This window comes from Amycolatopsis ruanii, from assembly GCF_003385175.1.
Taxonomy (GTDB): domain Bacteria; phylum Actinomycetota; class Actinomycetes; order Mycobacteriales; family Pseudonocardiaceae; genus Amycolatopsis_E; species Amycolatopsis_E thermalba.
On sequence record NZ_PQHY01000009.1, the window covers coordinates 1 to 24,823 of the forward strand.

Annotated in this window: 22 protein-coding genes and 1 pseudogene; 5 read left to right on the forward strand and 18 right to left on the reverse strand. The window is 73.2% G+C overall.

Annotated features, from left to right (window positions below):
* From D0D28_RS06730 to D0D28_RS06740, 3 genes and pseudogenes are all read right to left on the reverse strand, one after another.
* Nucleotides 1-1,191, reverse strand: a pseudogene (locus D0D28_RS06730) (fibronectin type III domain-containing protein); the annotation flags it as partial.
* A gap of 6 nt (nucleotides 1,192-1,197) precedes the next feature.
* The gene (locus D0D28_RS06735) at nucleotides 1,198-2,577 is read right to left on the reverse strand and encodes a sensor histidine kinase (protein WP_116110091.1); all 1,380 of its coding nucleotides are present in this window, start codon (nucleotides 2,575-2,577) and stop codon (nucleotides 1,198-1,200) included.
* Complete coding sequence (locus tag D0D28_RS06740; protein WP_233157252.1) at nucleotides 2,574-3,257, reverse strand: response regulator transcription factor; 684 nt, start codon at nucleotides 3,255-3,257, stop codon at nucleotides 2,574-2,576. Before D0D28_RS06740 ends, D0D28_RS06735 begins: the two co-directional genes overlap by 4 nt.
* Before the next feature lie 118 nt (nucleotides 3,258-3,375).
* Between D0D28_RS06740 and D0D28_RS06745 the strand changes: the two genes are divergently transcribed.
* Nucleotides 3,376-4,032: a winged helix-turn-helix domain-containing protein gene (locus D0D28_RS06745; RefSeq protein ID WP_094005424.1), complete on the forward strand. Its 657-nt coding sequence runs from the start codon at nucleotides 3,376-3,378 to the stop codon at nucleotides 4,030-4,032.
* Nucleotides 4,033-4,694: 662 nt separating this feature from the next.
* Here the strand turns inward: D0D28_RS06745 and D0D28_RS06750 are convergent.
* The 3 genes from D0D28_RS06750 to D0D28_RS06760 all read right to left on the reverse strand — a co-directional run bounded on the left by D0D28_RS06750 (nucleotide 4,695) and on the right by D0D28_RS06760 (nucleotide 6,207).
* Entirely contained in the window at nucleotides 4,695-5,519 is an 825-nt protein-coding gene (locus D0D28_RS06750; protein ID WP_116110092.1) for a thioesterase family protein, read from the reverse strand.
* Between the two features lie 66 nt (nucleotides 5,520-5,585).
* Nucleotides 5,586-5,903, reverse strand: a complete 318-nt coding sequence (locus D0D28_RS06755) for a hypothetical protein (protein ID WP_115944449.1) — start codon at nucleotides 5,901-5,903, stop codon at nucleotides 5,586-5,588.
* Between the two features lie 13 nt (nucleotides 5,904-5,916).
* Nucleotides 5,917-6,207, reverse strand: coding sequence for a hypothetical protein (locus tag D0D28_RS06760; protein WP_162831001.1), 291 nt, complete (start codon nucleotides 6,205-6,207; stop codon nucleotides 5,917-5,919).
* A 166-nt stretch (nucleotides 6,208-6,373) separates the two neighbouring features.
* Here D0D28_RS06760 and D0D28_RS06765 point away from each other — a divergent pair, with 166 nt between their 5' ends.
* The gene (locus D0D28_RS06765; protein ID WP_116110094.1) at nucleotides 6,374-7,150 is read left to right on the forward strand and encodes an alpha/beta fold hydrolase; all 777 of its coding nucleotides are present in this window, start codon (nucleotides 6,374-6,376) and stop codon (nucleotides 7,148-7,150) included.
* A gap of 12 nt (nucleotides 7,151-7,162) precedes the next feature.
* Here D0D28_RS06765 and D0D28_RS06770 read toward each other — a convergent pair whose 3' ends face one another.
* A complete protein-coding gene (locus D0D28_RS06770; RefSeq protein WP_116110095.1) occupies nucleotides 7,163-10,597 on the reverse strand; it encodes an indolepyruvate ferredoxin oxidoreductase family protein in 3,435 nt (1,144 codons plus the stop codon).
* A gap of 154 nt (nucleotides 10,598-10,751) precedes the next feature.
* Here D0D28_RS06770 and D0D28_RS06775 point away from each other — a divergent pair, with 154 nt between their 5' ends.
* Complete coding sequence (locus D0D28_RS06775; RefSeq protein ID WP_094005417.1) at nucleotides 10,752-11,234, forward strand: Lrp/AsnC family transcriptional regulator; 483 nt, start codon at nucleotides 10,752-10,754, stop codon at nucleotides 11,232-11,234.
* A gap of 9 nt (nucleotides 11,235-11,243) precedes the next feature.
* On the opposite strand, the gene D0D28_RS06780 is transcribed toward D0D28_RS06775, so the two are convergent.
* The 7 genes from D0D28_RS06780 to D0D28_RS06810 all read right to left on the reverse strand — a co-directional run bounded on the left by D0D28_RS06780 (nucleotide 11,244) and on the right by D0D28_RS06810 (nucleotide 19,379).
* Nucleotides 11,244-12,980, reverse strand: coding sequence for a flavin-containing monooxygenase (locus D0D28_RS06780; RefSeq protein ID WP_205413197.1), 1,737 nt, complete (start codon nucleotides 12,978-12,980; stop codon nucleotides 11,244-11,246).
* Nucleotides 12,981-13,006: 26 nt separating this feature from the next.
* Nucleotides 13,007-14,068 (reverse strand): SDR family oxidoreductase, encoded by a 1,062-nt coding sequence (locus D0D28_RS06785; protein WP_116110097.1) that lies wholly within the window; start codon nucleotides 14,066-14,068, stop codon nucleotides 13,007-13,009.
* Nucleotides 14,069-14,102: 34 nt separating this feature from the next.
* Nucleotides 14,103-15,113, reverse strand: coding sequence for an ABC transporter permease (locus D0D28_RS06790; protein ID WP_116110098.1), 1,011 nt, complete (start codon nucleotides 15,111-15,113; stop codon nucleotides 14,103-14,105).
* A 4-nt stretch (nucleotides 15,114-15,117) separates the two neighbouring features.
* Nucleotides 15,118-16,665 carry a sugar ABC transporter ATP-binding protein gene (locus D0D28_RS06795; protein ID WP_116110099.1) on the reverse strand — a complete coding sequence of 516 codons (1,548 nt, stop codon included), beginning with the start codon at nucleotides 16,663-16,665 and terminating at the stop codon, nucleotides 15,118-15,120.
* A 1-nt stretch (nucleotide 16,666) separates the two neighbouring features.
* Nucleotides 16,667-17,623: a substrate-binding domain-containing protein gene (locus D0D28_RS06800; RefSeq protein WP_094005413.1), complete on the reverse strand. Its 957-nt coding sequence runs from the start codon at nucleotides 17,621-17,623 to the stop codon at nucleotides 16,667-16,669.
* Nucleotides 17,624-17,670: 47 nt separating this feature from the next.
* Nucleotides 17,671-18,462 (reverse strand): SDR family NAD(P)-dependent oxidoreductase, encoded by a 792-nt coding sequence (locus D0D28_RS06805; RefSeq protein WP_094005412.1) that lies wholly within the window; start codon nucleotides 18,460-18,462, stop codon nucleotides 17,671-17,673.
* Between the two features lie 125 nt (nucleotides 18,463-18,587).
* On the reverse strand, nucleotides 18,588-19,379 hold the full coding sequence (locus tag D0D28_RS06810; RefSeq protein WP_094005411.1) for an IclR family transcriptional regulator: 792 nt from the start codon (nucleotides 19,377-19,379) through the stop codon (nucleotides 18,588-18,590).
* A 93-nt stretch (nucleotides 19,380-19,472) separates the two neighbouring features.
* Between D0D28_RS06810 and D0D28_RS06815 the strand changes: the two genes are divergently transcribed.
* Both D0D28_RS06815 and D0D28_RS06820 read left to right on the forward strand, forming a co-directional pair.
* Nucleotides 19,473-20,336 (forward strand): transketolase, encoded by an 864-nt coding sequence (locus D0D28_RS06815; protein ID WP_094005410.1) that lies wholly within the window; start codon nucleotides 19,473-19,475, stop codon nucleotides 20,334-20,336.
* Nucleotides 20,333-21,319: a transketolase family protein gene (locus D0D28_RS06820; RefSeq protein ID WP_094005409.1), complete on the forward strand. Its 987-nt coding sequence runs from the start codon at nucleotides 20,333-20,335 to the stop codon at nucleotides 21,317-21,319. The genes D0D28_RS06815 and D0D28_RS06820 overlap by 4 nt, the downstream gene beginning before the upstream one ends.
* 52 nt (nucleotides 21,320-21,371) lie before the next feature.
* Here the strand turns inward: D0D28_RS06820 and D0D28_RS06825 are convergent, their stop codons facing one another.
* The 4 genes from D0D28_RS06825 to D0D28_RS06840 are packed head-to-tail and all read right to left on the reverse strand — an operon-like array spanning nucleotide 21,372 to nucleotide 24,822.
* Nucleotides 21,372-22,313: a PDR/VanB family oxidoreductase gene (locus D0D28_RS06825; RefSeq protein WP_116110100.1), complete on the reverse strand. Its 942-nt coding sequence runs from the start codon at nucleotides 22,311-22,313 to the stop codon at nucleotides 21,372-21,374.
* 16 nt (nucleotides 22,314-22,329) lie between these two features.
* Entirely contained in the window at nucleotides 22,330-23,055 is a 726-nt protein-coding gene (locus D0D28_RS06830; RefSeq protein WP_094005407.1) for an SDR family NAD(P)-dependent oxidoreductase, read from the reverse strand.
* Nucleotides 23,052-23,552 carry an aromatic-ring-hydroxylating dioxygenase subunit beta gene (locus D0D28_RS06835; protein WP_116110101.1) on the reverse strand — a complete coding sequence of 167 codons (501 nt, stop codon included), beginning with the start codon at nucleotides 23,550-23,552 and terminating at the stop codon, nucleotides 23,052-23,054. Before D0D28_RS06835 ends, D0D28_RS06830 begins: the two co-directional genes overlap by 4 nt.
* A complete protein-coding gene (locus tag D0D28_RS06840; protein WP_116110102.1) occupies nucleotides 23,545-24,822 on the reverse strand; it encodes an aromatic ring-hydroxylating oxygenase subunit alpha in 1,278 nt (425 codons plus the stop codon). Before D0D28_RS06840 ends, D0D28_RS06835 begins: the two co-directional genes overlap by 8 nt.
* Between the last annotated feature and the right edge of the window lies 1 nt (nucleotide 24,823).

A 24,823-nucleotide genomic window follows, 5' to 3' on the forward strand; every position in this document is an offset into this window, starting at 1 on the left:
GTTCTGGGGCCGGTCCTGGGGCCGGTCCTGGGGCTGGGTGACGGGCGCCTCCGGCGGCGGGGCCACCGGCGCGCCCGGCTCGTCCGGCCGCTGCGCACCGACCACCGGCACCTGGTTCACCGCGCCGTCGTGGTCGACCACGAGCACGTGCCGTCCCTCGGCGCCGTCCACGTACACGCGGGCGTCCTCGCCGCGCGCCAGCCGCGGTTCGCCGGCCTCCGGCGGCACCGGCATCGTCCGCTTCGGATCGCCCTGGCTGCTGTAGGTCAGCACCGCGCTCCGGGTCAGGTCGAGCAGCACCACCGACGATCCGCTGACCGTCGGCCCGGCGTAATCGCCGTCGGCCAGCGCCAGGCTGATCGGCGCCGCGGGCGCCCGCCGCTCGTCCAGGCCGGCCGAGTCGACCAGGTGCAGGCGCCGGGTCGCCGGGTCGAGCACGGCCACCCGGCCGTCCGCGTCCGCCGGGGCGATCCGGGCGTTGGGCGGCAGGTCCATCCGCGCCGGCCCCAGCTCGCCGAACCCGTCCCCGGTCACCGGGCGCAGCACGTCCGACGTGGTGTCGACGAACGCGGCGTCCCGGCCGACCACCGTCAGCCCGCCGGTGTGCCCGGCGGGCGCGGCGACCGGGCAGGACACCTGCTCCGCGTCGCGCGGCAGCCGGCACAGCACCCCGGAATCCAGGCGGTGCAACCACACCGTGCCGTCCGGGGTGGCGACCGGGTCGCCGAGCACGCCGCCCGCCGGGATGGTCACCGCCCCGTCGCCGAGCCGCACCACCCGGCCGGCCTCGCGGTAGACCAGGTAGGGGCCGCCCGGGGTTTCGATCGCCACCGGCACCTCGCCGGTGGGCGGGACGTAGCTGCGCTCCACGCTGAGATCGGACTTGCCGAACTCGTAGATCCGCGAGCGCCCCACCACGTACCCGCTCGTCTCGCCCTGCACGACCTGGCTGCCCGGCTCCAGGCCCGGTACCTCCGCGGAGGCGTCCACGGTGCGGGCCGAGCCGTTGATGTGGAAGACCCGGTCCAGGCCGGGGAAGGCGATCCAGTGCCCGCCCTGCGCCAGGTTCAGCCCGGGCAGCGGCCGGCCCGCGGCCGACAGCGCCGCCGCGACCCCGGCGACCACGACCGCCACCAGCAGCGCCGTCGGCAGGCGGCGGCGCAGGCCGGACCGGGAAGCTCGCTCGTCCATGCGGATCTACCCCCGATGCTCGCTGAACCAGGACGGGACCCCGGGCTGACCGAAACCGGGCTGACCGAAACCGGGCTGGCCGAAACCGGGCTGACCGGAGCCGGGCCGGCCGAAACCGGGGTGGGCGGCGTCGCTGAGCGGCAGCACCAGTTCGAAGATGGCGCCGCCCTCCTCGGCGTTGTACACGCGGAGCACACCGCCGTGCGCCTGCGCGACCCAGCGCACGATCGACAGCCCGAGCCCGCTGGAACCGCCGCCGCTGCTGAAGCGGTCGAAGTTGTCCGCGGCCACCGCCGGGTCGATCCCGGGGCCGTGGTCGGCCACGGTGACCCGGCCGCCGGCGACGGTGATGTGCACCTGCGCCTGCGCGCCCGGCTGCCTGCCGTAGCGGATCGCGTTGTCCAGCAGGTTGCTGATGGCGCGCTGGACGAGCGCGGGATCCGCGTCGACCCGGGTCGGCGCGGCGGTCACGGTGATCTGGGCGTCCTCGGCCGGGGTCTCCGCGACCACGCCCGTCACCAGCTGGTCCAGCCACACCGGCTGGATCGCCAGCCGCTCCACCCCGGCCGCGAGCCGCGCCCGCACCAGCAGGCCGTCGATGATGCTGCCCATCCGCCCGGCCAGGCGCACCGTGCGCGGCAGCAGCTCGGCGCCCTGGTCGGGGTGCCGGGTCGCGGTCTCGGCCAGCGCCCGCAGCGCCGCGACCGGGGTGCGCAGGTCGTGGGCGGTCTCGGCGAGCAGCACCTCCTGCTGCTCCAGCGCGGCCCTCGCGGGGCGGATCGCGCGCCCGGACAGCAGGTGCCCGGCCACCCCGACCGCGGCCAGCAGCAGCACGCACCCGCCGATCACCATCAGCACCATCTGCTCGTGCCGCGACTGCTCCGGTTCGGCGTCCATGACCGCGACCACGGCGCCGACGTACTGGCCCCTGGGGTTGCGGAAGGGTTCCGCGCCGATCCGGACCAGACGACCGTCCGTGGCACGCACGTTGCCCTTCAGCAGGGTGCCGGACTGCGCGGCGCGCTGGGCCAGGCCACCCAGCACCGCGTTGTCCACCGGCACGCAGACGCGCTGGCTGAAGAACGGGTCGAACCGCTCGACGCCGCTGGGCAGCACCGCGAACTGGGGGCACTTGGTGCTCAGCTCGTCCTCCGCGAGGAACGCCGTGACCAGCGCGTCGTCGTACTGCAGCACCCGGGACATGGTGGAGGTGACGCGGCGCAGCTCCCCGTCCAGCGCCTGCTCGCCCCGGTCCTTGTCGGCCTGCACCACGAGCACGGCGAACACCAGCAGGCCGACCGCGTTCAGGGCGGTGAACAGGCCGGTGAGCACCCACCGCAGGCGCCGCAGCCGCTCGGCCGCCGAACCGGGACGCGGGCCGCTCACGGCGCCATCCGGTAGCCGACGCCGCGCACGGTCTGCACCGGGTCCGGTTCGCCCAGCTTCCCCCGCAGCCGCCGCACCACCACGTCCACCACGTTCGACATCGGGTCGGTGCTCGAGTCCCAGCAGTGCTCGATCAGCTCCTCCCGCCGCACCGCCTGATCCGGCCGCGCCATCAGGTACTCCAGCACGGCGAACTCCTTGCCGGACACCGTGACCAGGACGCCATCGCGGCGCACCTCGCGGCGGGCGCAATCGACCTCCAGGCCGCCGTGCCGGAGCACCGACGGCCGCCCGCTGCCGGACCGGCGGCACAACGCGAGCACCCGGGCGGCCAGCTCGGCCGGGGCGAACGGTTTGACCAGGTAGTCGTCGCCGCCGTGCTCGAAGCCGGCGATGCGGTCCTGCACCGTGTCGCGCGCGGTGAGGAACAGCACCGGCACCGCCCATCCGGCCAGCCGCCGCCGGTGCACGTAGCCGATCGCGTCGCCGTCGGGCAGCATCCGGTCGAACACCACGCAGGCGTGCCCGGCCGCGGCGAGGGCGGCCGAGGCCTCGGCGAGGCTCGCGGCGGCGTCCAGCCGGAGACCGGCGGCGGACAGTTCCGCGGTCACCGCGACCCGCAGGTCCTCGTCGTCCTCGACCACCAGCACCCGGGGCTGGGTCGTCACAGGTGCGGACACGGCGGATCCTTCATCACGGGGAGCGTGTGCACGGAAGCTTAGCGTGCCCCCGGATCTCGTTCGCCCGGTTTGCGGGTATTGGCAGGAACCGGCCGTGGTGAGGCGATACCGTGGCGGGGTGCGTGTGCTGGTCACCGAGGACGACGAGAACCTCCGGGTGGCCGTCGAGGCCTCGCTGCGGGGGTCCGGGTTCGCGGTGGACGTGGCCGCCGACCTGCCCGCGGCGGACGAGGCGGTGAGCGTCAACTCCTACGACTGCACGGTGTTCGACCGCATGCTGCCCTCGGGGGACGCCCTGGGGTACGTGGCGGGGCTGCGGCGGCGCGGCTGGCCGGTGCCGGTGCTGTTCCTGACCGCGCGGGACACCGTCGGCGACCGGATCGCCGGGCTCGCCCACGGTGACGACTACCTCGTCAAGCCGTTCGCGATGGCCGAGCTGGTGGTGCGGGTGCGCAGCCTGTGCCGCCGCGGCGCGGCGCCGCCCGCCCCGGTGCTGCGGCACGGGGACGTCGAGCTGGACGCCGGACGGCACGAGGCGCGGCGGGCCGGCACCCTGCTCACCCTGACCGCGAAGGAGTTCGTGGTGCTGGAGCGGCTGGTCGCCGCGGGCGGGCGGCCGGTCCGCCGGGCCGAGCTGATCGCCGCGGCGTGGGACGAGTTCGTGCCGCCCGCCTCGAACGTGCTCGACGTGCTGATCGCGGGGCTGCGCGGCAAGCTCGGGCCGCCACCGGTGCTGCACACCGTGCGCGGCGTGGGCTACCTCCTCGGCGCTTGAGGGTCCACTGTGGAGTTGCTCCGGATCGTGTGCTCCAGCAGCTCGTGCCCGTCCAGGCCGCCGGTGAACCGGATCTTCGCGCCGTCGGCGAAGGTGACGACGCAGCTGTAGTCGCGGATGAGCAGGCGGGTCAGGACGGTGCTGCGGTGCGGGCGGAACGGCGTGACCGCGGTGACCGCGTGCCACGGCCAGGCCCGCGGCGCGCACCTCGAACGTCTCGGACGGCCCCCGCCGGATCAGGCGCCCGGCGAAGAACAGCGCGAGCAGCGCGGCCAATGCGGTCACGACGATGCCGAAGCTGATACTGGTGGTGTACCGGTAGGAGTAGCCGGAGCGCATCATCAGCACGGTGCCGGCGCCCACGACCACGGCGCCGACCAGCGCGGCCGCGGCGACCGGCACCAGTCGCAGATGGGAGACGCGGTAACGGTGCAGCACCGCGCCCAGCAGGGCGGGATCGGTCGTCACGGGGCCACCTCCGGCCGGGTTCGCGGACACCCGGCGATTGTGTGCCCGTCCGGCTCGCCCGGGCCAGGGCGGTGGCCGGAAACGGACAGTCAGGCAGGCGGGTCCAGGCGGATACCCGCCAGACGGCCCCGGCTGCACCACAAACATGCTCACCAACGGCGCTCGCGAGGCCAGGCGGATCACCGCACCCACACTCAGGCAGGCGGGTCCAGGCGGATACCCGCCAGCTGAGTCGCCTGCGCCACCAGACGGCCCCGGCTGTCCCACACGAAACAGACCTCGTCCACGCGGTTGTCCTCGATCAGCCGCGCCTGGTGCAGCACCCGCACCGGGCCCGCGGCCGGCAGCGCGCGCACGTAGGCGGTCAGCTCCAGCGTCGGCACCCAGCCGGTGAGCGCGATGTCCAGCGTCGCGGGCGGGAACGCGTCCACGGCGTAGAGCAGGGCCAGCGGGGCGAAGTCCGCGCCGCCGGGCAGGCCCAGCCAGCCGCGCAGCACGCCGGCCCCGCTCGGGGCGCCCCGGCCGAAGCCGAGGTCCTCGGGCTGGATGCGCAGGTCGACCTGGTCCATGATCGCCGGCCCCGGGCCGCCCCCGGCCGGGCCGGTGACCGGCACGCACTCGGCATACTCGCGCCCCTCCGGCTCGGGCATGCCCTCGCTCCAGTACGGCTTCGACTCCGCGTCGAGCGTGCCGAGGGTGAACATCGCCTCCACGCACGGCTGGTCGCCCTGGGTGAGGCGCGCCCGCACCTGGCTCGCCGAGCGGCCGGTCCGCAACACCTCCACGGCCGCCTCCACCGGACCCGGTTCCGGCGCGCGCAGGTAGTGCGCGCTGGCCGCGAGCACGTCCCGGTGGGACGCGGAGTGGGTGGCGGCGCGCCCGAGCATCGCCAGCAGGTAGCCGCCGTTGGGCTTGCCGCCGATGGTCCAGTCCGGATGCGCCTGCGCCGCGAAGCGGCCCGGCGCGATCTCCTCGACCCGGCTGACGCCGTCGAAGGTGGTGGTGGCGTGGTCGGTCACTCTCGCATCCGTTCGGTCGTGGCGGCTGTCCGGCAGACAGCATGACACGAGACCGCGCGGAGGCCCCTAGCAGAGCCGGATCTCCTCCACCGAGGGCATCTTGCCCACGCGCCATTCGGTGAAACCCGTGCCGGGCAGGATGGACCTGCACGATCCGTCGAAGTCGTCGTCCCAGATCAGCCGCACCCGGTAGGCCCGCGGGCAGTTGTTCTTCACCTCGGCGTGGGACCGGAACCCGGTGATCGTCCAGTCGTCCCACTGGCGCAGCGAGAAGCACGCCGGGGCGGCTTCCGCGGGGGTGAGCTGGGCGGCTTCGGCCGTGGTGGCCGCGGTCGCCCATCCCGCCGTGGCGGCCAGCACGACCGCCCATCGCCGGTGTCTCACGAGCTGACTCTCTTCAGCAGCGCCGCAACTCCGAAACCGAGGGGTGCGGCCCGAGGCGGCCTTCGGTCCACGAGGTGCCCGGGTCGAGGATCCGGCACTCGCCGTCCCGCGCCCACGACCAGATCATCCGCACCGTGAAGGTCCGGTCGCAGTGGTTGGTCATCCGCGCCCACGAGTTCCACTCCTTGTCGCTGACGTCCTGCGTCTCCCACTGGTCGAGGCGGACGCACCCGGGCGCGACCTCCGCGGTGCCGGCGTCCGCCACGCCGGGAACCAGCGCCGACAGGACGAGCACGGCAGCCACTGGGACAACACGCGGAAACCGCCGGGCACGCGCCATGGTCCTCCCCCATCGCCGGTCCTCTTCGGACACCGTGATCGCACCACGGCTGTGACAGCGGCCGCAAGGAGCGTCACCCCATTCGATCCGGTGAGAGACTGGGGGTACGACCACGGGAGAACGGAGAGTCATGACCGACCAGGTGATCGCGGCGGACGGAACCGCGCTCGCGGTCCAGCGGCAGGGCACGGGGCGTCCCCTCGTGCTGCTGGCGGGCCAGGCCAACGACCACACCTGGTGGGACTCCACCCGCGGCGACTTCCACCCGGCCCACAGCACGATCACCATGGACTACCGCGGCACCGGGGCGAGCGGGAAACCCGACGCGCCCTACTCCACCCGGTTGTTCGCCGACGACGTCGTCGCGGTCCTGGACGGGCTCGGCATCGAGCGGGCGGACGTGTACGGCACCTCCATGGGCGGGCGGGTCGCGCAGTGGCTGGCGATCCGGCACCCGGAGCGGGTGGACCGGCTGGTGCTGGGCTGCGCCTCGCCGGGCGGGCAGCACGCCGTCGAGCGCTCGGCGGAGGTGCGCCGGGCGCTGCTCCGGCCGGACGCCGCGGAGACGCTGGCCGACCTGATGTACACGCCGGGCTGGCGCGCGGCGCACCCCGGGCCGTACCGCACGCTGGGCGATGCGTCGATGCCCGCGCACGCCCGCAAGCACCACCTGCGGGCGAGCAACGAGCACGACGCGTGGGACGCGCTGCCGCGCATCACCGCGCCGACGCTGGTCCTGCACGGCGAGGACGACCAGCTCACCCCCGCCGTGAACGCCACCCTGATCGCGCAACGCATCCCCGGCGCGCGGGTGCACGTGTTCCCGGGAGCGCGGCACGCCTACTTCGAGGAGTGCCGCCCCGAGGCGAGCGACCTGGTGGCGGATTTCCTCGCGCGGCCGGCCTGACCCGGCCGCCGCTCAGGCCACCGGGGTGCGGCCGGTGCCCGCGTGGTCGATCCGCTCCAGCAGCTCCGCCTGGCGGCGGCGGTACTCGGCAACCCCGGCGAGCTTGACCTCCTCGTAGCCGCGCACCACGTCCGGCAGCTCGGCGAGTTCGAGCAGCACCGGCTCGGGCGCCCGGCCGGCCAGCGCGCGGGTGATCGCCGCGCGGTAGTCGGTGATCAGCTGCCGTTCCACGCGCCGCACCTCGGCGTGGCCGAACACGTCGAACCGGGTGCCGCGCAGGCGCCGTCCGGCCCGCAGCAGCCGCAGCACCGGCCGCGCCCACGGGCCGAGCCCGATCTTGCGGTTCAGCCCCATCGCGCGCAGCACCGGCGGGTGGAACTGGAGCGCGTACCGGGCGCCGGGGCCGAACTGCGCCTCGATCCCGGCGGCCAGCGCCGGGTCGAGCGACAGGCGCGCCACCTCGTACTCGTCCTTGTAGGCCATGAGCTTGTAGAGGTTGCGGGCGACCGCATCGGCGACCGGGCCGTCGCCGGCGCGGGCGCGGACCTGTTCGACGAACTCGGCGTAGCCACGCGCGTAGTCCTCGTCCTGGTAGGCGATCAGGTCCGGCACGCGCACGTCGAGCAGCCGCGCCAGCTCGCCGCCCTCGGTGCGGACCAGCGACCGCACCCGGCGGACCGCGGCCGCATCCACCGAACCGACGGCCGGCTCCGGGGCCGGCTGCGCGGCCAGCGCGTCCGGGTCGGCCACCAGCTGGCGGCCGCGGCGGAACGCCTGCAGGTTGGCCGGCACCGCGGTGCCGTTGATCTCGATGGCCCGCTCGATCGCCGCGGCGCTGACGTTCAGCGCGCCGGTCTGGTACGCCGCGCCCAGCTGGAGGATGTTGGCGAACTGGTCGTCGCCGAACAGGGCCTCGGCCGCCGCGCGCGCGTCCAGGTAGTGACCGCGGGCCGTCGCACCGTCCAAAGCGGACTGAATCGACGACCGGTCCGGAAAGGACACCGCGGTGTCGGCGATCATCCGCCCGGTGGGAACCTCCGAAGTGGACACCACGGCGACCGTGCGGGCCGGGTCGGCGACCGCCAGGTACGTGGGGTCGGCGCCCACGAGCGGATCGCAGGCCAGGTACAGGTCGCACTCCCCCGCGGCGAGCTTGGCCGCCTGCTCCACCGGCCCGGTGGTGATCTTGACGTCGGAGACCACCGCGCCGCCCTTCTGCGCGAGCCCGGTCTGGTCGAGGGTCCGCACGTGCCGCCCGTCGAGCACCGCGGCGGTGGCCAGGATCTGCGCGACGGTCACCACGCCGGTCCCGCCGATCCCGGTGATCCGCACCGCCACGTCACCGGACGCGGCCACCGGTTCGGGCAGGGCCGCCGCGTCCAGCGGCGGCAGCTCGCGGCGCCGCGGGCGGTCGCCGGGCACCACCGTCACGAACGACGGGCAGTCGCCCTTCAGGCACGAGTAGTCGACGTTGCACGAAGCCTGGTGGATGCGGGTCTTGCGGCCGAACTCGGTGTCGGCCGGCTGCACGGACAGGCAGTTGGACTTCACCCCGCAGTCCCCGCAGCCCTCGCAGACCCGCTCGTTGATGAACACCTTCGTCGCCGGGGTTTCCTGCTTGCCGCGCCGCCGCTTGCGCCGCTTCTCCGCCGCGCACTCCTGGTCGTGGATGAGCACCGTGACGCCCGGGACGGCGGCCAGCTCCTCCTGGGTGCGCAGCAGGTCGTCGCGGGAGCGCACCTGCACCCCGCGCGGGAACCGCAGGCGGCGCAGCCGGCGCGGCTGGTCGGAGGTGATCACGACCCTGGCGGCGCCCTCGGTGAGCAGCAGCGCGGCGAGCTTGTCCAGCGGCAGCGCCCCGACCGCGTCCTGCCCGCCGGTCATCGCCACCGCCGAGTTGTGCAGCAGCTTGAACGTGATGTTCACGCCCGCCGCGACCGCCGCCCGCACGGCGAGGCTGCCCGAGTGGGTGAAGGTCCCGTCGCCGATGTTCTGCACCAGGTGCCGCGTCGCCACGAACGGCGCCATCCCGATCCACTGGGCGCCCTCGCCGCCCATCTGCGTGATGCCGACGACGTCGCCGACCTGTTCGGGCTCCATGAACAACGCCATCGTGTGGCAGCCGATGCCGGCCCCCACGAGCGTGCCCTCGGGCACCTTCGTCGAGGAGCTGTGCGGGCAGCCCGAACAGAAGTAGGGGGTGCGGGCCAGCAGCGGCACCGCGATCCGCTCCCGGCGGCGCCGACCCCGCCAGGCCCGCACCGGCTCGATGTCACCGAGCACGCGGGCCAGGCCCTGGGCGATGCCGTCCGGGTCCAGCTCGCCCAGCTCGGTGAACAGCGTCCGGCCGTCCGGACCGGTCTTGCCGTGCACCCGCGGCGCGCCCGGGTGGCCGTAGAGGATCTCCTTGACGGCAGGCTCGACGAGCGCGCGTTTCTCCTCCACCACGACGATCCGGTCGAGGCCGCGCGCGAACTCGGTGACGATCCCCGGTTCGACCGGGTAAATCACGCCCAGCTTGAGCAGGCGGATGCCGTAGCGGGCCAGTGCGTCGTCGTCCAGGCCGAGCGTGCGCAGCGCCTGCCGCACGTCCAGATAGGACTTCCCGGCGGTGACGATCCCGATCCGGTCCCCGGGGCCGGACCGCAGGATCCGGTTGACCCCACTGGCCCGGACGTACTCCAGGGCGAGCGGCAGCCGGACCCGGTGCAGGCTGTGCTCCAGCGTGGCCAGTTCCGGGCCGACCAGGCGGCCGCTCGGGCGGTGGCCGTAGGCGCTCTCGGGCAGCACCGGCGCGGACCACGCCGGGCCGGCGACGGCGGCGGCGGCCGCGTCGGCGACGTTCGCGACGATCTTCATCGCCGTCCACAGCCCGCTGGCGCGGGACAGCTCCACCGCGTGCCGCCCGTGGTCCAGGACGTCCTGGGAGTCCGCCGGGAAGAACACCGGCATCGCCAGGTCGGCCAGCGCGTGCTCGGACGCGCAAGGCACGGTCGAGGACTTGGCGTTCGGGTCGTCCCCGACCAGCGCGACCGCGCCACCACGCGGGTGGGTGCCGGCGAGGTTGGCGTGCCGGAGGGCGTCCGTGGCGCGGTCCAGGCCCGGCGCCTTGCCGTACCACCAGCCGGTCACGCCGTCCGGGCGCAGCGCGCCGAGGTTCGCGGCCAGCTGGCTGCCCATCACCGACGTGGCGGCCAGCTCCTCGTTGAGCCCGGGCCGGGGCACGACCGCGTGCTCGTCCAGCAGCGCGGAGCGCCGCGCCAGCTCCAGGTCGAACCCGGCCAGCGGCGAGCCCTCGTAGCCGGAGACGAAGGCGGCCGGGTCCGTCCCGGCCCGCCGGTCGAGCCGGACGCGGTCCAGCACGACCCGCACCAGGGCCTGCACGCCGGTCAGGTAGACGGTTCCCGAGTCGCGCACGTACCGCTCGTCCAGGGTGAAGGTCGTCATGCCGGGCCTTTCGCGTCACGCCGGTTGGGACGTGGATCACTTCAGCCAACGACGTGCGGCGGCGCAACAACGAGCGGTCCTGCTCGGCGCAGCACGCAAAGATCCTCCGGCGAGGAGTGCACCGGCTCACATCTGTTGCGTACGATCACGCGCCATGGCCGACGAACTGATCGACGGGACCGACCGGGAGATCCTGGCCCTGCTGCGGGAGGACGCCCGCCGGACGCTGTCCGACATCGCCTCCCGCGTCACGCTGTCCACGGCCGCGGTGAAGCGGCGCGTCGACCGCCTGCGGGAGACCGGCGTCATCACCGGGTTCACCGTGCAGGTCGACCACGCCAAGCTCGGCTGGGGCATCGAGGCCTTCACCGAGCTGCGGTTCTTCGGCACCACCAACGTGGACGAGATCGTGCAGACCACCACGCGGATGCCGGAGGCGCAGGCGGTGTTCACCATCGCCGGCGACCCCGACGCCCTGGTGTGGCTGCGGGTGCGCGACGTGCAGCACCTGCAACGCACGGTCGACGAGCTGCGCCGCAGCCACCGCATCACCAGCACGAAGACGCTGATCGTGCTGGACTCGTGGACGCGCGGCCAGGACTGGCCCGGCTCGCCGGCCGAGCCCCCGCGGAGCTGACCGCTCGCCTCACCCCGCCTGGTCCAGGCTGCGCCGCAGCTGGAAGGCGAGCACCTTGGAGTAGGTCCGGCACATCTGGAAGTTGCCCGCGGTGAACCACAGCCCCGGCTGCGCGGTGTGCCGCCACATGTTGCGGACCTCGCCCTCGTCGTCGTAGCCCCAGATGGGTCCCACGGTGTCGGCGACCTCGTCCCCCATCAGGCGCCGCAGGCCCTCCTGCTGGCTCTGGTACCCGGTGGCGAGCACGACGAGGTCGGCCTCGACCACCGAGCCGTCGGACATGCGCAGGCCCTCGCGGGTGAACCGGTCCGCGTCCGCCCACTGCACCAGGCCGATCTCGCCGGAGATCAGCAGGTCCGAGCACCCGACGTTGAGGTAGTACCCGCCGCCGCGGCGCATGTACTTCATCTGCTGCCCGGTCTCGTCGTGGCCGTAGTCGGTGCGGAACCCGATCCGGTTCAGCCCCGCGACGAGGTCCCGGTCCAGCTCCTTCATCCGCGCCGTGAGCTGCTTGGCGCCCACGACGAGATCCGGGTACGGCACCGACAGCCCGATCAGGTCGCTGTCCTCCAGCGTCGGCGCGGTCAGGTAGGAGGCGTCGGCCAGCGCGGCGCTCGGCTCGATGCTCACCACCGTCGTGGGGTTGCGCTGGATCATGGTCACCGACGCGCCGTTGGCGTGCAGGTCCTGCGCCACGTCGTGGCCGCTGTTGCCGGTGCCGACGACGATGACGCGGCGGCCGGCGTAGGCGGCCCCGTCCTGGTAGGCGCTGGAGTGCACCACCTCCCCCGCGAACTCGCCCAGGCCGGGCAGGTCCGGGACGAACGGCAGGCCGCTCACCCCGGTCGCGATCACGACGTGCTTCGGGCGCAGCACGCGCGTGCTGCCGCCGGCGCGCCGCACCCGGGCCTCCCAGGTGCCGCTCGCGGCGGAGTAGGCGGCGCCCTCGAAGGTGGTGCCACCCCAGAAGTTGATCTCCATCGCGTCCACGTAGGACTCGAACCAGCCGGCCAGCTTGTCCTTGGGCACGAACACCGGCCAGGTCTGCGGGAACGGCAGGTACGGCAGGTCGTTGAGCCACACCGCGTTGTGCAGCGTGAGAGCGTGGTAGCGCTTGCGCCAGTTGTCGCCGGGGCGCTCGTGGGTGTCGACCACCAGCGTGTCGACGTCGAGCTGTCCCAGGCGCGCGGCGAGCGCCAGCCCGCTCTGCCCGCCGCCCACGATGAGCACGTCCGGCTCGTGATCGGCGTAGGCGCGCGCCGCCTCCCGGCGGTCGAGCCAGTTCGGGCCCCCGAACTTCGCCGAGTCGCGCTGGCCGACCGGCCGGTTCTCGCCGACCCGCTCCGGGTAGCCGGCCAGCTGGTCCAGCGTGGTCAGCAGGTTCCGCGCCACGTGACCGCGCCCGGGCTCCTCGACCAGCCGCACCACGCCCGCGCCGCTGCCCGCGGTGACCTCGAACTCGAAGATCGCCTCCAGGGTGCGGATCCCGTTGCGCTCCACGAACCGCGGCGGCGTGCGGCCGGCCGCGACCCGGAATCCGGACGCCTTCGCGACCGGCTGGCGGGCGGCCAGCTCGGCGGGCACCCGCTCCCCCGCGACCGTGTGGATGTCGTCGGTGAACGCCACCAGATCGCGCCAGTAGCACTCGCCGGCGAACAGCGGCGACAGATCGGCCCCGTGGGTCAGCAGGTTGCCGAACTCGTCGAGCCAGCTGGCGGCGATCGTCTCCGGGCCGGGCGTCGTCATCATCGTCTCCTGAGGGTCGCGGGCGGTCACGGGATCAGGCGCAGGGCGCGCATCCGGTCGAGGTTGTCCAGGAAGCTGTCGTGGGTGTCAATGCACTCGGTGAACCCGGCGCGGCGGATCTTGATGGTGCTCTGCACCATGTCGGCGCCGTTGGCGAGCCAGCCGTCGATGAACGGCCACGACGCCAGCGCGGACAACGGCAGCGGCCGCAGCTCGTGGGCGGCGGCCAGGGCGCCCCAGGTGGCGCCCTTGTCCGCCATCTGCTCGGCCAGCGGCATCGGCTGCGGCGGGGCCGCGGGCATCCCGAAGAACCCGGCGATGTCGGGCCACAGGTGCTGCCAGCGGAAGTGGTCGCCGTTGGTGACGTTGAAGACCTCACCGCGCGCGGCCGGGCTGTCCAGGGCCCACTCGACGGCGCCGGCGACGATCCGCGCGTCGGTGGCCTGGTGCAGGGCGGTCCACGCCTGCGGCGTGCCCGGGAACCGCAGCGGCACGCCCTGGTGCTTGCTGACCGCGGCGAACACGGCCAGCCCGGTGACGAGGTTCATCGGCGAGCCGAGGCTGACCCCCAGCACCCCGTCCGGCCGCAGCACCGTCCAGGTGTACCCCGCCCGTTCCGCGTCCGTCCACAGCAGATCTTCCTGGTCGTTGTAGAAGATCGGCCCGAGGAAGCGCGGATCGCTCTCCTTGGCCGGGGTCTTGTAGTGGCCGAGGTGCTCCCCGTAGGACTTGCCGCCGCCGATGAGCACGACGTGCCGCACGGCGGACGCACTCGCGTGCAGCGCGTCCAGGAGGTTCCGCAGCATGGCGACGTTCGGGCCGACGGTGGCCGCCATGGTCTCGCGCTCGACGTAGGCGGCGAACACGACCTCCGTGATGTCCGCGCGGCCGGCCAGCGCGGCGGCGGTGGCCGCGGGGTCGAGCAGGTCGACCTGCACGTGGTCGTCGATCACGCTGCCGTCGGGGAGCGTGACCGGGCCGCGGCGCGCCAGCGTCGCCACCGGCCGGTCGTGGTCGCGCAACCGCTGCGCCACCGCCCCGCCGATCACGGCGTGCGCACCGACGACGAGTGTGGTCCGAGTTGTCACTGTTGTTCTCTCCCAGTGGTTTCGTGGATCCGGCTCATGCCGGGCCCGCTCCGGTGCGGCGGGACCGCAGGCGGTCCAGCGCCACGGCGACGACGATGACGGCCCCCTGGATGATCTGCTGGTAGAACGACGACACGTCGAGCAGCGTCATGCCGTTGACCAGCACACCCATGATGGCGGCGCCGAGGAAGGTTCCGGTCAGCGAGCCGCGCCCGCCCATCAGCGAGGTGCCGCCGAGCACCACGGCCGCGATGGCGGACAGCTCGTAGCCGCTGCCGAGGTCGGGAACCGAGCTCTGCAGGCGGGCCGAGGCGATCACGCCGCCGATCGCCGCGCACAGTCCGGACAGGACGTACACCCACACGAGCACGCGCCGGACCGGGATCCCGGCCAGCCGCGCCGCTTCCGGGTTGCCGCCCACGGCGAACACCCACCGGCCGAACACCGTGCGGTTGAGCAGGTAGCCGCCGATCGCGAACACCGCGACCATGACGAGCACCGGAGTCGGGATGCCCAGCACTGCCCCGCTGCCCAGCGTCGCGTAGCTCAGGTCGGTGGAGAACAGCGTGGTCCCGTCGGTGCCCACGTAGGTCACGCCCCGCAGGTAGGTGAGCGCGGCCAGGGTCACGATGAACGGGGCCAGCCCGAGACCGGCCACGAGCGCGCCGTTGACGAGCCCGATGGCCACGCCGGCCGCGAGCGCCACCGGGAGCGCGACCAGCGCCGGCACGCCTCCCAGCGACAGGGACACCGCCACGAACGCGGTGACGCCCACGGCCGAGCCGACCGACAGGTCGATGCCCGCGGTGATGATGACGAAGGTCAGGCCCGCGCCGAGGATCGCGGTGACGGCGATCTGCCGGGCGATGTCCAGCAGATTGGGCACGGTGAAGAAGTAGGGCGCCGCGATCGCGAACACGACGACGAGCACGAGCAACGCGGACAGCACGCCCAGCCAGTCGGTCACGCTGGCCCGTCCGCGCGGCCTGCGCCGCGGGTCCGGGCGCTCGCGCGGGACGGCTTCGGTCAGTGACGTGGTTTCCATCGGATCACCTCCGGGTGAGTTCGGCGGCCGCGTCGGCCGGGCCGGTCGCGTGCCGGATGACCTCTTCCTCCGTCATCGCCGCGCCGGACAGCTCGGCGACGATCGACCGTCCGCTCATCACCAGGACGCGGTCGGCGAGGCCGAGGACCTCGGGCAGTTCGGAGGAGATGAGCACGACGGCGACGCCGCGCGCGGCGACTTCGTTGACGAGGGCGTAGATGTCGGCCTTGGCGCCGATGTCGACGCCGCGGGTGGGCTCGTCGAGGATGAGCACCGCGGGGCGGCGCGCCAGGCACCGGGCGAGCAGGACCTTCTGCTGGTTGCCGCCGGACAGTTCGGCGACGCGCTGGTCCAGGCCGGCCGCCTTGATCCGCATCCGGTCGGCGTAGGCGCGCGCGGCGGACCTGCGTGCGCCCGCCGAGGTCCGGCCCAGCGGGCGCCGGCCCAGGCGGGTGCCGGCGCACACGTTGTCCGCCACCGACATCGCCGGGAACAGGCCCTGGCTCTTGCGGCTCTCCGGCAGCATCACGATGCCCGCGGCCGCGGCGGACGCGGGCCGCCGGGTGTCGACCGGCCGGCCGTCCACGGTGACGACGCCTCCGTCGCCGCGGTCGAACCCGGCGATCAGGCGGCACAGCTCGCTGCGGCCGGCGCCGACGATGCCGGCGAGCCCGACCACTTCACCGGCCCGCACCTGGAACGAGCACTCCCGCACGTCCCGCGATCTGATCCGCTCCACCCGCAGCCGCACCTCCGCCGACGGGCGCCGCTCACCGTGCTGGTAGAGGTTCGCGACGGGCCGCCCGACCATCGAGGTCACGATCCGGTCCTCGCTCATCCCGGCGCGGGACATGGTGTCGGCCACCCGGCCGTCGCGCAGGACCGTGACGCGGTCGGCGATCCGGTCGATCTCGGCCATCCGGTGGCTGATGTAGAGCAGGCCGAGGCCGGCGTCGCGCAGTTCCGCGACGATTCCCAGCAGCGCGTTGGCCTCCTCGTCGGACAGCGCGGCGGTGGGCTCGTCGAGCACCAGTACGCGCGGGTGGTCGGCGAGGGCGCGGGCGATCTCGACCAGCTGCTGCTGCCCGGTGCCCAGGTCGGCCACGCGGGCGTCCGGATCGAGCGGCGCGCCGACCCGGGCCAGCGCGTCGGTGGCCCGTGCCCGGGCCGCGCGGCGGTCGAACCGTCCGCCGCGCCGCCGCGGCTCCCGGCCGAGCACGATGTTCTCGGCCACGGTCAGCTCCGGCACCAGGCTCAGTTCCTGGTGCACCACGGTGAGCCCGCGCTGCCGGGCGTCACCGGGGCCGGTGAAGGTCACCGGCACGCCGTCGACCAGGACGCGGCCGCTGTCCGGGGCGTGGATACCGGTCAGCACCTTGATCAGCGTGGACTTGCCCGCCCCGTTCTCCCCGGCCAGCACGTGCACCTCGCCGGGGGTCAGGCCGAGCGAGACACCGCGCAGCACCGGGTTGCCCGCGAAGGACTTGGTGACGTCCTCCAGCCGCACCACGGCTGTGTCGGCTGTGTCGGCTGTGTCGTTGTGGACTGCCATGTCAGCCCCAGCTCGGGTAGGCGCCGAGGGTCTGCGGCGTGACCAGCACGGTGGGGATCAGCACCGGCGCGGAGGGCACCTGCTCCTTGCGCGCGAGGCGGGTGGCCAGGTCGAGGCCGGTGCGTCCGAGCTTCGCCGGGTCCTGCCCCGAGGTGCCGATGATCAGGCCCTCGCCGAACAGGTCGGTCAGCTGGCGGGCGCCGTCCACGCCGACGACCTTCACGCGGGCGCCCTTCTGCTGCGCGGCGAGCGCGATGCCGATCGCGGTCGGGTCGTTGACGCCGAAGAACCCGGCGACGTCGGGGTGGGCCGTGAGGATGTTGCTCGCCACGGTCATGCTCTTGTCCCGGGTCAGGTCGGCGCGCTGGGTGGCGACGACCTCGATCCCGGGCGCCTGCGCGAGAGCCTGGCGGCAGCCGGTCATGCGGTCGGCGATGGCCGAGACCGCCGAGCCGTCCACGATCGCGATCTTCGCCCGGCCGCCCAGCTGCTCGGCCAGGTAGGCGCACGCGTCGCGGCCCGCCTGGACGTTGTCGCTGGCGACGGTGGCGTCGGCGCCCGCGGCGGCGACGTCGATGGCCACCACCGGGATGCCGGCCTGCTTGGCGCGCAGCACCGCGGGCCCGATCCCGTCCGAGTCGACCGCGTCGACCACGATGGAACCCACGCGCTGGCGGATGAACGCGTCGATCTGGTTGCTCTGGGTCGCCACATCGGCGTTGGCGTACTGGACGGTGACGCGCACCCCGGGGCCGGCCGCCTCCTCGATCGCCTTGCCCTCGGCGAGGAAGAACGGGTTGGACGCGGCGTTGAGGGTCACGCCGACGGTGAGACCGCCGTCGCCGGAACCGGCGCCGGCGGCACAGCCGGTGAGTGCGGCGAGGACCGTGAGCCCGGCCGCGGCCAGTGCGCCGGCGCGGCGCAGCGGCCGCCACGAGGGCAGCATGCGATGGATCATCGTTGATTCCTTGTCTGTTCGCGGAGGGGCAGGGATCGGCTGGATCGTCAGACGACCGGGGTCACGCCGCCGTCGACGCAGAAGTTCGCGCCGGTCACGAAACCCGCGCGGTCGGAGGCCAGGAACGCCACCATCTCGGCGACCTCGCCGACGGTGCCGAGCCGCCCGAGCGGAATGCCGTTGAGCTCGACGTACCGCCGCAGCGCGGTCTCGCGGTCCACTCCGAACTCTTCGGCGAGGCTGTCGGCGAGACCACCGGGACGGTCGTAGATGGGTGACCGGACGAATGCCGGGGAGACCACGTTGGACCGGATGCCGGACGGCGCGAACTCGGCGGCGAGCACCTTGGACAGCATCAGCACAGCGGCCTTGGACACGCTGTAGTCCGGCAGCCGCGGGTTGGGCATGCGAGCCGCTTCCGAGGCGATGTGGACGAGCACGCCCGAGCCGGCGTCGCGCATCACCGCCACCGCGGCGCGGGCCGCCCGGACGTAGCCCATGAGGTTCAGCTCGAGTGTCGCGGCCCAGTCGTCGTCGGTGATGCCGAGGAAACCGTCCCGCACCGGGGCGACCCCGGCGTTGTTCACCAGCACGTCGACGCGCCCGAACGCCTCCAGCGCGGCCGCGATCATCTCCTCCGCCGCGCCGGGTGCACGCAGGTCGGCGCGCACGGCCCGCACCCGGTCGGGGCCGGCGAGTTCCTCGAGCCGCGTGGTCTCCAGGTCGGCACCCACGACCAGGGCGCCCGCGTCCAGCACGCGCCGGGCGCAGGCGAGCCCGATCCCGCCGCCCGCGCCGGTGATGACCACGACCCGACCGGACAGGTCACCGTCGACCATGACTGGCCTCCCTCAGCCGTCAGGCAGGGGCTGGAGCGCCCCGCGTTGGGAGACACATTCTCACACAAAGGACGACTCGTCTAGTAGGTGAGAATTTCAGGTCGAGCGCGACCGGGCGAGCGCCGTCAGTCGAACCGCGCGATGTTCTTGCCCGCGAGTTCCGACCCCAGCGCGCGCGACACTTCCTGCCCCGCGTCGAGCAGCAGGTCGCGCCAGCGGGGGAAGTCCTCGCCGAGGATCGACTCGCGCACACCGCTGATCGACACCGCGGCGCGGACCTCACCCCGGTAGTCCACGACCGGCACCCCGATCGCCGCCACGCCGACCGTCACGTCCTGGTCGCTGAGCGCGAACCCGTCCTCCCGGGCCTGCCGCAGCAGCTTGCGCAGCGCGCCGGGCTCGGCGGGCGTGGACCCGGTGAAGCGCGGCAACGGCACGTTGCGCTCGAGGTAGGCCTCCCATTCGGTCTCCGGCGCGAACGCCAGGAGCGCGCGGGAGGCCGCGCCCGCGTGCAGCGGCAGCGACCCGCCCAGCTGCAAGGCCAGCGACTGCACACGCTTGCCGGCGAGCCGTTCGATGCACACGGCGGCGTCCCCCCGGCGGACGCACAGGAAGACCGTTTCCCCGGTCAGGTGGTGCAGCCGTTCCAGGACCGGTTGCGCGAACTCGCGCTCGTCGAACCGCGCGACCACCGCGGTGCCCAGGGTGAGCAGCTTGAACCCCAGGCGGAACTGCCCGCGCCGGGATCCGTGCTCCACCAGGCCCTCGGCCTGCAGGCTGGACAGCAGCCGGTAGACCGAGCTGCGCGGCTCCCCCAGCGCCTCGGCCAGCTCCGCCGCCGTCGCCTCTCCCTGCGCGAGGTGGTCGAGCACCTGCGCCACCTTGCGCACCAGCATCACGCTTCCGTCATTCGCCACCTCGGAATCTTACCGCTGTGCGGACACGACGACCATCAGAAAGGAATCTCGTTCTATGGACAGCATGCCCGATAGGCGGTACTTTGCCGTCTCATGACAGTCGTCAAACCCGATCCGCGGCCCGGGCTCGCGGACCTCATCGACACCATCAGCGAGCGCGCGCTGCACGCCCGCCTGGAAACCGTCCGGCTGATCTCCATCGCGAAGACCGGCCACTACGCGTCCGGCTTCTCCTGCGCGGAAATCCTCGCCACGCTCTACTACGGCGTCATGCGGCTGAAGCGCGGCGAGCCGGACTGGCCCGAGCGGGACCGCTTCCTGTTCGGCAAGGGCCACGCCGCGGCGACGCTGTACCCGCTGCTGGCCGACTGGGGGTTCTTCGACCCCCGCGAGCTGGACTCCTACACCCGGCTGGGCAACGCGTTCGGCGATCACCCCGACATGACCCGGATCCCCGGCATCGACTTCAGCAGCGGATCGCTGGGCCACGCGCTCTCCACCGGCACCGGCATCGCCCTGGGCACCCGGATGCGGGGCTACGACTCGAACGTCTTCGTCCTCCTCGGCGACGGCGAGCTGCACGAGGGCCAGATCTGGGAGGCGGCGCTCGGCGCGGCCCACCACCGGGTGTCGAACCTGATCGCGATCGTCGACCGCAACGACCACTCCCTGGACGGCCGGATCGACACCGTCACCGGGATCGAGCCGCTCGAGGACAAGTGGCGCGCCTTCGGCTGGCAGGCCCACCGGGTCGACGGCCACGACGTGGCCGCGCTGCTCGGCCTCCTGCGCGACGTCGTCGCGGACACCACGCGCACCGCTCCCGCGGTGATCATCGCCGACACCGTGAAGGGCAAGGGCATCTCCTACATGGAGGCCGAGTTCGGCTGGCACCTGGGCTGGCTCGCCGAGCAGGACGAGCGCAACGCGATCGAGGAACTGCGGAGGGGCCGATGAGCGTCGCACCCGGGCTGCAGCCCGAATCCTGGCACCTGCTGACGCTGCTCGACCGCGCCCCCGGCCTGCACGCGCTGGCCGACACCCTCGGCGATCTGGTGGACGAGGGACACCCGATCCTCGCAGGCACCGCGGACCTGAAGTACTCCAACGGCCTCATCCGCTTCCAGGACCGCCACCCGGACCGCTACGTGCAGTTCGGCATCTCCGAGCAGCACATGGTGTCGGCCGCCGCGGGCCTGGCCACCACCGGCTGGCAGCCGCACGTGGCCACCTTCGCCTCGTTCCTGGCCCTGCTCGCGTGCGAGCAGATCCGCACCGACGTGGCCTACACCCGGCTCCCGGTCCGGCTGATCGGCCACCACGCCGGCATCACGCTGGGCTACTACGGCACGTCCCACCACGCCACCGAGGACCTCGCCATCACCCGCAGCATCGCGGGCCTGACCGTGATCGCCCCGGCGGACGCGGCGCAGCTGCGGTCCGCGCTGCGGGCGGCCACCGCCTGGCCGGGACCCATCTACTTCCGGATCGGGCGCGGGCAGGATCCCGACGTCTACGACCGCGGCGACCGGGAATTCACTATCGGGCGGGCGATCGAGCATTCGGCGGGCAGCGATCTGACGATCATCGCCACCGGATCGATGGTGCACCCCGCGCTGGCCGCGGCGGCGGCGCTCGAGGCCGAGGGGATCTCGGCCGGCGTGCTGGACATGCACACGATCAAGCCGCTGGACGCCGACGCGGTGGCGCGGGCGGCCGCCCGGTCCGGCGTGATCCTGACCGTCGAGGAGCACAACATTCTGGGCGGGCTCGGCGGCGCGGTCGCCGAAGTCGTCGCCGAAGGGGGCCTGCCGGCCCGGGTGGTGCGGCACGGGATCCGGGACGAGTACGCCCTCATCGGGCCGCCGACCCACCTGTACCGGCACTACGGCCTCGACGCGGACGGAATCGCCCGCGCGGCACGGGCCGCCCTGGGCTGAACGGCCCGTGCCGGAGCAGCGGCGCCACTGCCGCTGCTCCGGCACGAGCGGGTCAGTACAGCTCGATCTTCAACCGGGGCGTCTTCGCGCGGGAGACGCACAGCGCCATCTGGTCCCCGGCGGCGCGGTCCGCCGCCGACAGGCAGTTGTCCCGGTGCTCCGGCACGCCGTCCAGCACCCCGGACACGCACGAGCCGCAGATCCCCTCCTCGCACGAGGAGAACACGTCGATGCCGTTCTCGCCCAGCACGGACAGGATCGACTTGCCCGCGGGCACCTCGAACACCTCGCCGGTGTCCAGCTCGACGGTGAACGGCCGGTCTCCGCTGGTGTCGATCTCCGCGGCCACGAAGTGCTCGACGTGCACGTGCTCCTCGCCGACGACGGGCGCGAACACGGCGGTGACCTCCGCCATGAACCCCTCGGGCCCGCACGTGTAGAGGTGGGCGCGCGGGTCCAGGCCGGCGGCCACCTCCTTGAGCAGGGTGGGGTGGTCGGCTCGCGGGACGCCGAAGTGCAGCCGGGCCCCGAACTCGGTTTCCGCCAGCCCGGCGAACGCGGCCTGCTCCCGGGACCGCGCGAAGTAGTGCAGCTCGAACTCCGCGCCGCGGCGGTCCAGCTCGTAGGCCAGGCTCAGCAGCGGGGTCACGCCGACGCCGCCGGCCACCAGCACGTGGCGGTCGGCGTCGGCGATCCGCAGCAGGTTGCGGGGTTCGCCGATCTGCAGCGTGTCGCCCACCTCGACGGTGTGCAGGGCTTCCGAGCCGCCGCGCGAGCCGGCCTCCTTCTTCACCGCGATCAGCAGCGACGAAGTCTCGTGCGGCGGCGAGCACAGCGAGTACTGGCGCACCAGACCGGTCGGGCCGGTGACGTCGACGTGCGCGCCGGCCTCGTACGGCCCGAGCGGGGCGCCGTCGTCGCGGACCAGGCGCAGGCTGCGGATCCCGGTGGCCTCCTCGGTGACCTCCGCGACGCGGACCACGGTTGTCGTCATCGTCCCTCCCTCGGGGTCAGCGCAGGTACAGCCCGCCGTTGGCGTCCCAGCAGGCGCCGGTGACCGAGGCGGCTTCGGGTGCGGCGAGCAGGGCGACCATGCGCGCGACGAACGCCGGGTCGCCGAGCCGGCCCACCGGGATGGTCCGCACGAACCCGTCCAGATCGTCCACTATGGACCGGACCATCGGGCTGTCCTGCGGTCCGGGCGACACCGCGTTGACCGTCACGCCGTGCGGTGCCAGTTCACGGGCGAACACCTTGGTGGCGGCCAGGATCGCGCCCTTGGACGACGCGTAGTGCCCGCCGGTCGCGGTGCCGCCGTTCTGCCCGGCCAGCGAGGCCATGTTCACGATCCGCCCGTAGCCCTGCGCGGCGAAGTGCGCGCCGAAGATCTGGCAGGCGCTGAACGTGCCGCCCAGGTTGACCTTCAGAACCGCGTCCAGCTCCTCGGCCGTGATGTCCATCAGCTTCTTCGCCTGGGTGCGGGCGGCGTTGTTGACCAGCACGTGCACCGACCCGAAATCCGCCAGCACCGCCGAGAGCAGCCCCTCCAGGGCCGCGCGGTCGGCGACGTCGGCCGCGTACCCCTTGGCCTCGCCGAGTTCCTTCGCCAGCGCCTCGGCGGCGGTGCCGTCGAGGTCGGCGATGGCGACGCGGTAGCCCTCGGCGCGCAGGCGCCGCACGATCGCCTCGCCGAGGCCGTGGGCACCACCGGTGACCACGGCGGTCTGCGCGCTCACAGCAGGAATCCCGCGGCGGGCACGGCGTCCTCGCTGTCGACCAGACGCACGACCTTCTCCGCGATCCGGTCGCCGGACTCGGACAGCCGGATGCGGTGGCGCACGTCGGCGGCCCAGATGTCGTGCCGTCCGCGCTTGTACGCGATCAGCACCTGCGCCGACCGCAGCACGACTTCGCTGTCCGACAAGGATTCCGGCACGAACCGGGACACGGTGCGCACGGTCCGGGCGGCGTCGACCGCGGCGATCGCGTAGCCCTCGGTCATCCGGGCCACGCGCGCCTGCCGCATGCGCGCGTCGTCGTAGATCATGTTGAGCGAGCCGGCGAAGTCCTCGGTGTCCGGGTCGATCGGGACGACGTAGTAGGCGTCATCGGTGTAGAGCTCCTGCCACACCAGGTAGTCCTTGCGGTCGAGCAGTTCCGCTTCGCGCCAGATCAGCTCGATCGCGCGCGTGACGCGCGCGTCGGCCGCCGGGATGATCGTCGCCTCAGTCATCGCTCATCATCTGCTTCCACTGGGAGTACGCGGCGCGCATGCCGGTCTCGTCGGTCACGTGGGAGGTCGGCCAGCCGTGCTCGTCGGCCTTCTCCCGGCCGAGGCCGCGGTTGACCAGGATCGGCATGCCCGGTGCCGCCTGGGCGCCACGCTGCACCCGGTCCCAGCCCTCGGCGTCGTCCGGGGTGCCGAACCCGAACGGGCCCTGGAAGTGCTCGTGGATGCGCAGCCGCTCGCGGTTGACGACGTCGAGCTCGGGCGGGCCGTCCGGGCCGATCGCGATGTGCTCGATGATCGTCTCGTCGACCGAGACCGGCCGCAGGACGCGGAAGAACGCCGCCGACATCGACACGTTCGGGAACAGGTTGAGGTTGAACCCGGTGCCGTGCATGGCGCGCACCAGCTTGCGCACCTGCGCGTCGTCGAGGGTCTTCGACAGTTCGGCCACGACGTGGCCGAAGCGCGCCTGCAGCGGTTCGGTGCCGTCGTCGGCGTCGAGGTCGGAGTGCTCGGGCACCATCTGCATGACGCTGTGACCGTTGCCCAGCGCGTGCGTGATCGCCGCCGGATCGGTCATGAACGACATCATGTCGGCGGTCTCGGCGTCCACCGACGCCATCCACGACCGGTGCACGATCGGGAAGTGGTAGCCGTCGGTGGTGTTCTCCAGCTGGATCTTCCAGTTGCCGCGGAACCGGAACTGGTGGCGGCCCAGCACCTTGACCGGGTAGCCGCCGCCCTGCTTCATGAACCGGTCCAGCCACAGCTTCGCGTCGCCGAGGAAGTCTTCCAGCGGCTCGATGTCGTGGTCGAACGTCGCGAAGACCATGCCGCCGTAGGACTCCGTGCGCAGCTTGCGCAGCGACAGGTCCTTCTTGTCCACCACGCCCTCGTACCCGTCCGGGTAGGGGATGCCGCGCAGCGTGCCGTCCAGGCCGTAGGACCACGCGTGGTAGGGGCAGGTGAAGCCGTTGGCCTGCCCGCGCGGCTTCTCGCAGAGGCTGGCGCCGCGGTGGCGGCAGCGGTTGAGCAGCGTGTGCAGGGTGCCCTTGCGGTCGCGCGAGACGATGACCGGCTGGCGGCCCACGTAGGTGGACTTGAAGGTGCCGGGCCTGGGCAGCTCGCTGTCGTGCGCCACCCACACCCAGGTGCGCTCGAAGATCTTCGTCATCTCCTGCTCGAAGATCTCCGGGTCGGTGTAGAGGCGGCCGGCGACCCGGTCCGGCCGGACGAGGTCCGCGGGCGCCTCGGCGAAGATGTCGTCGGTCATG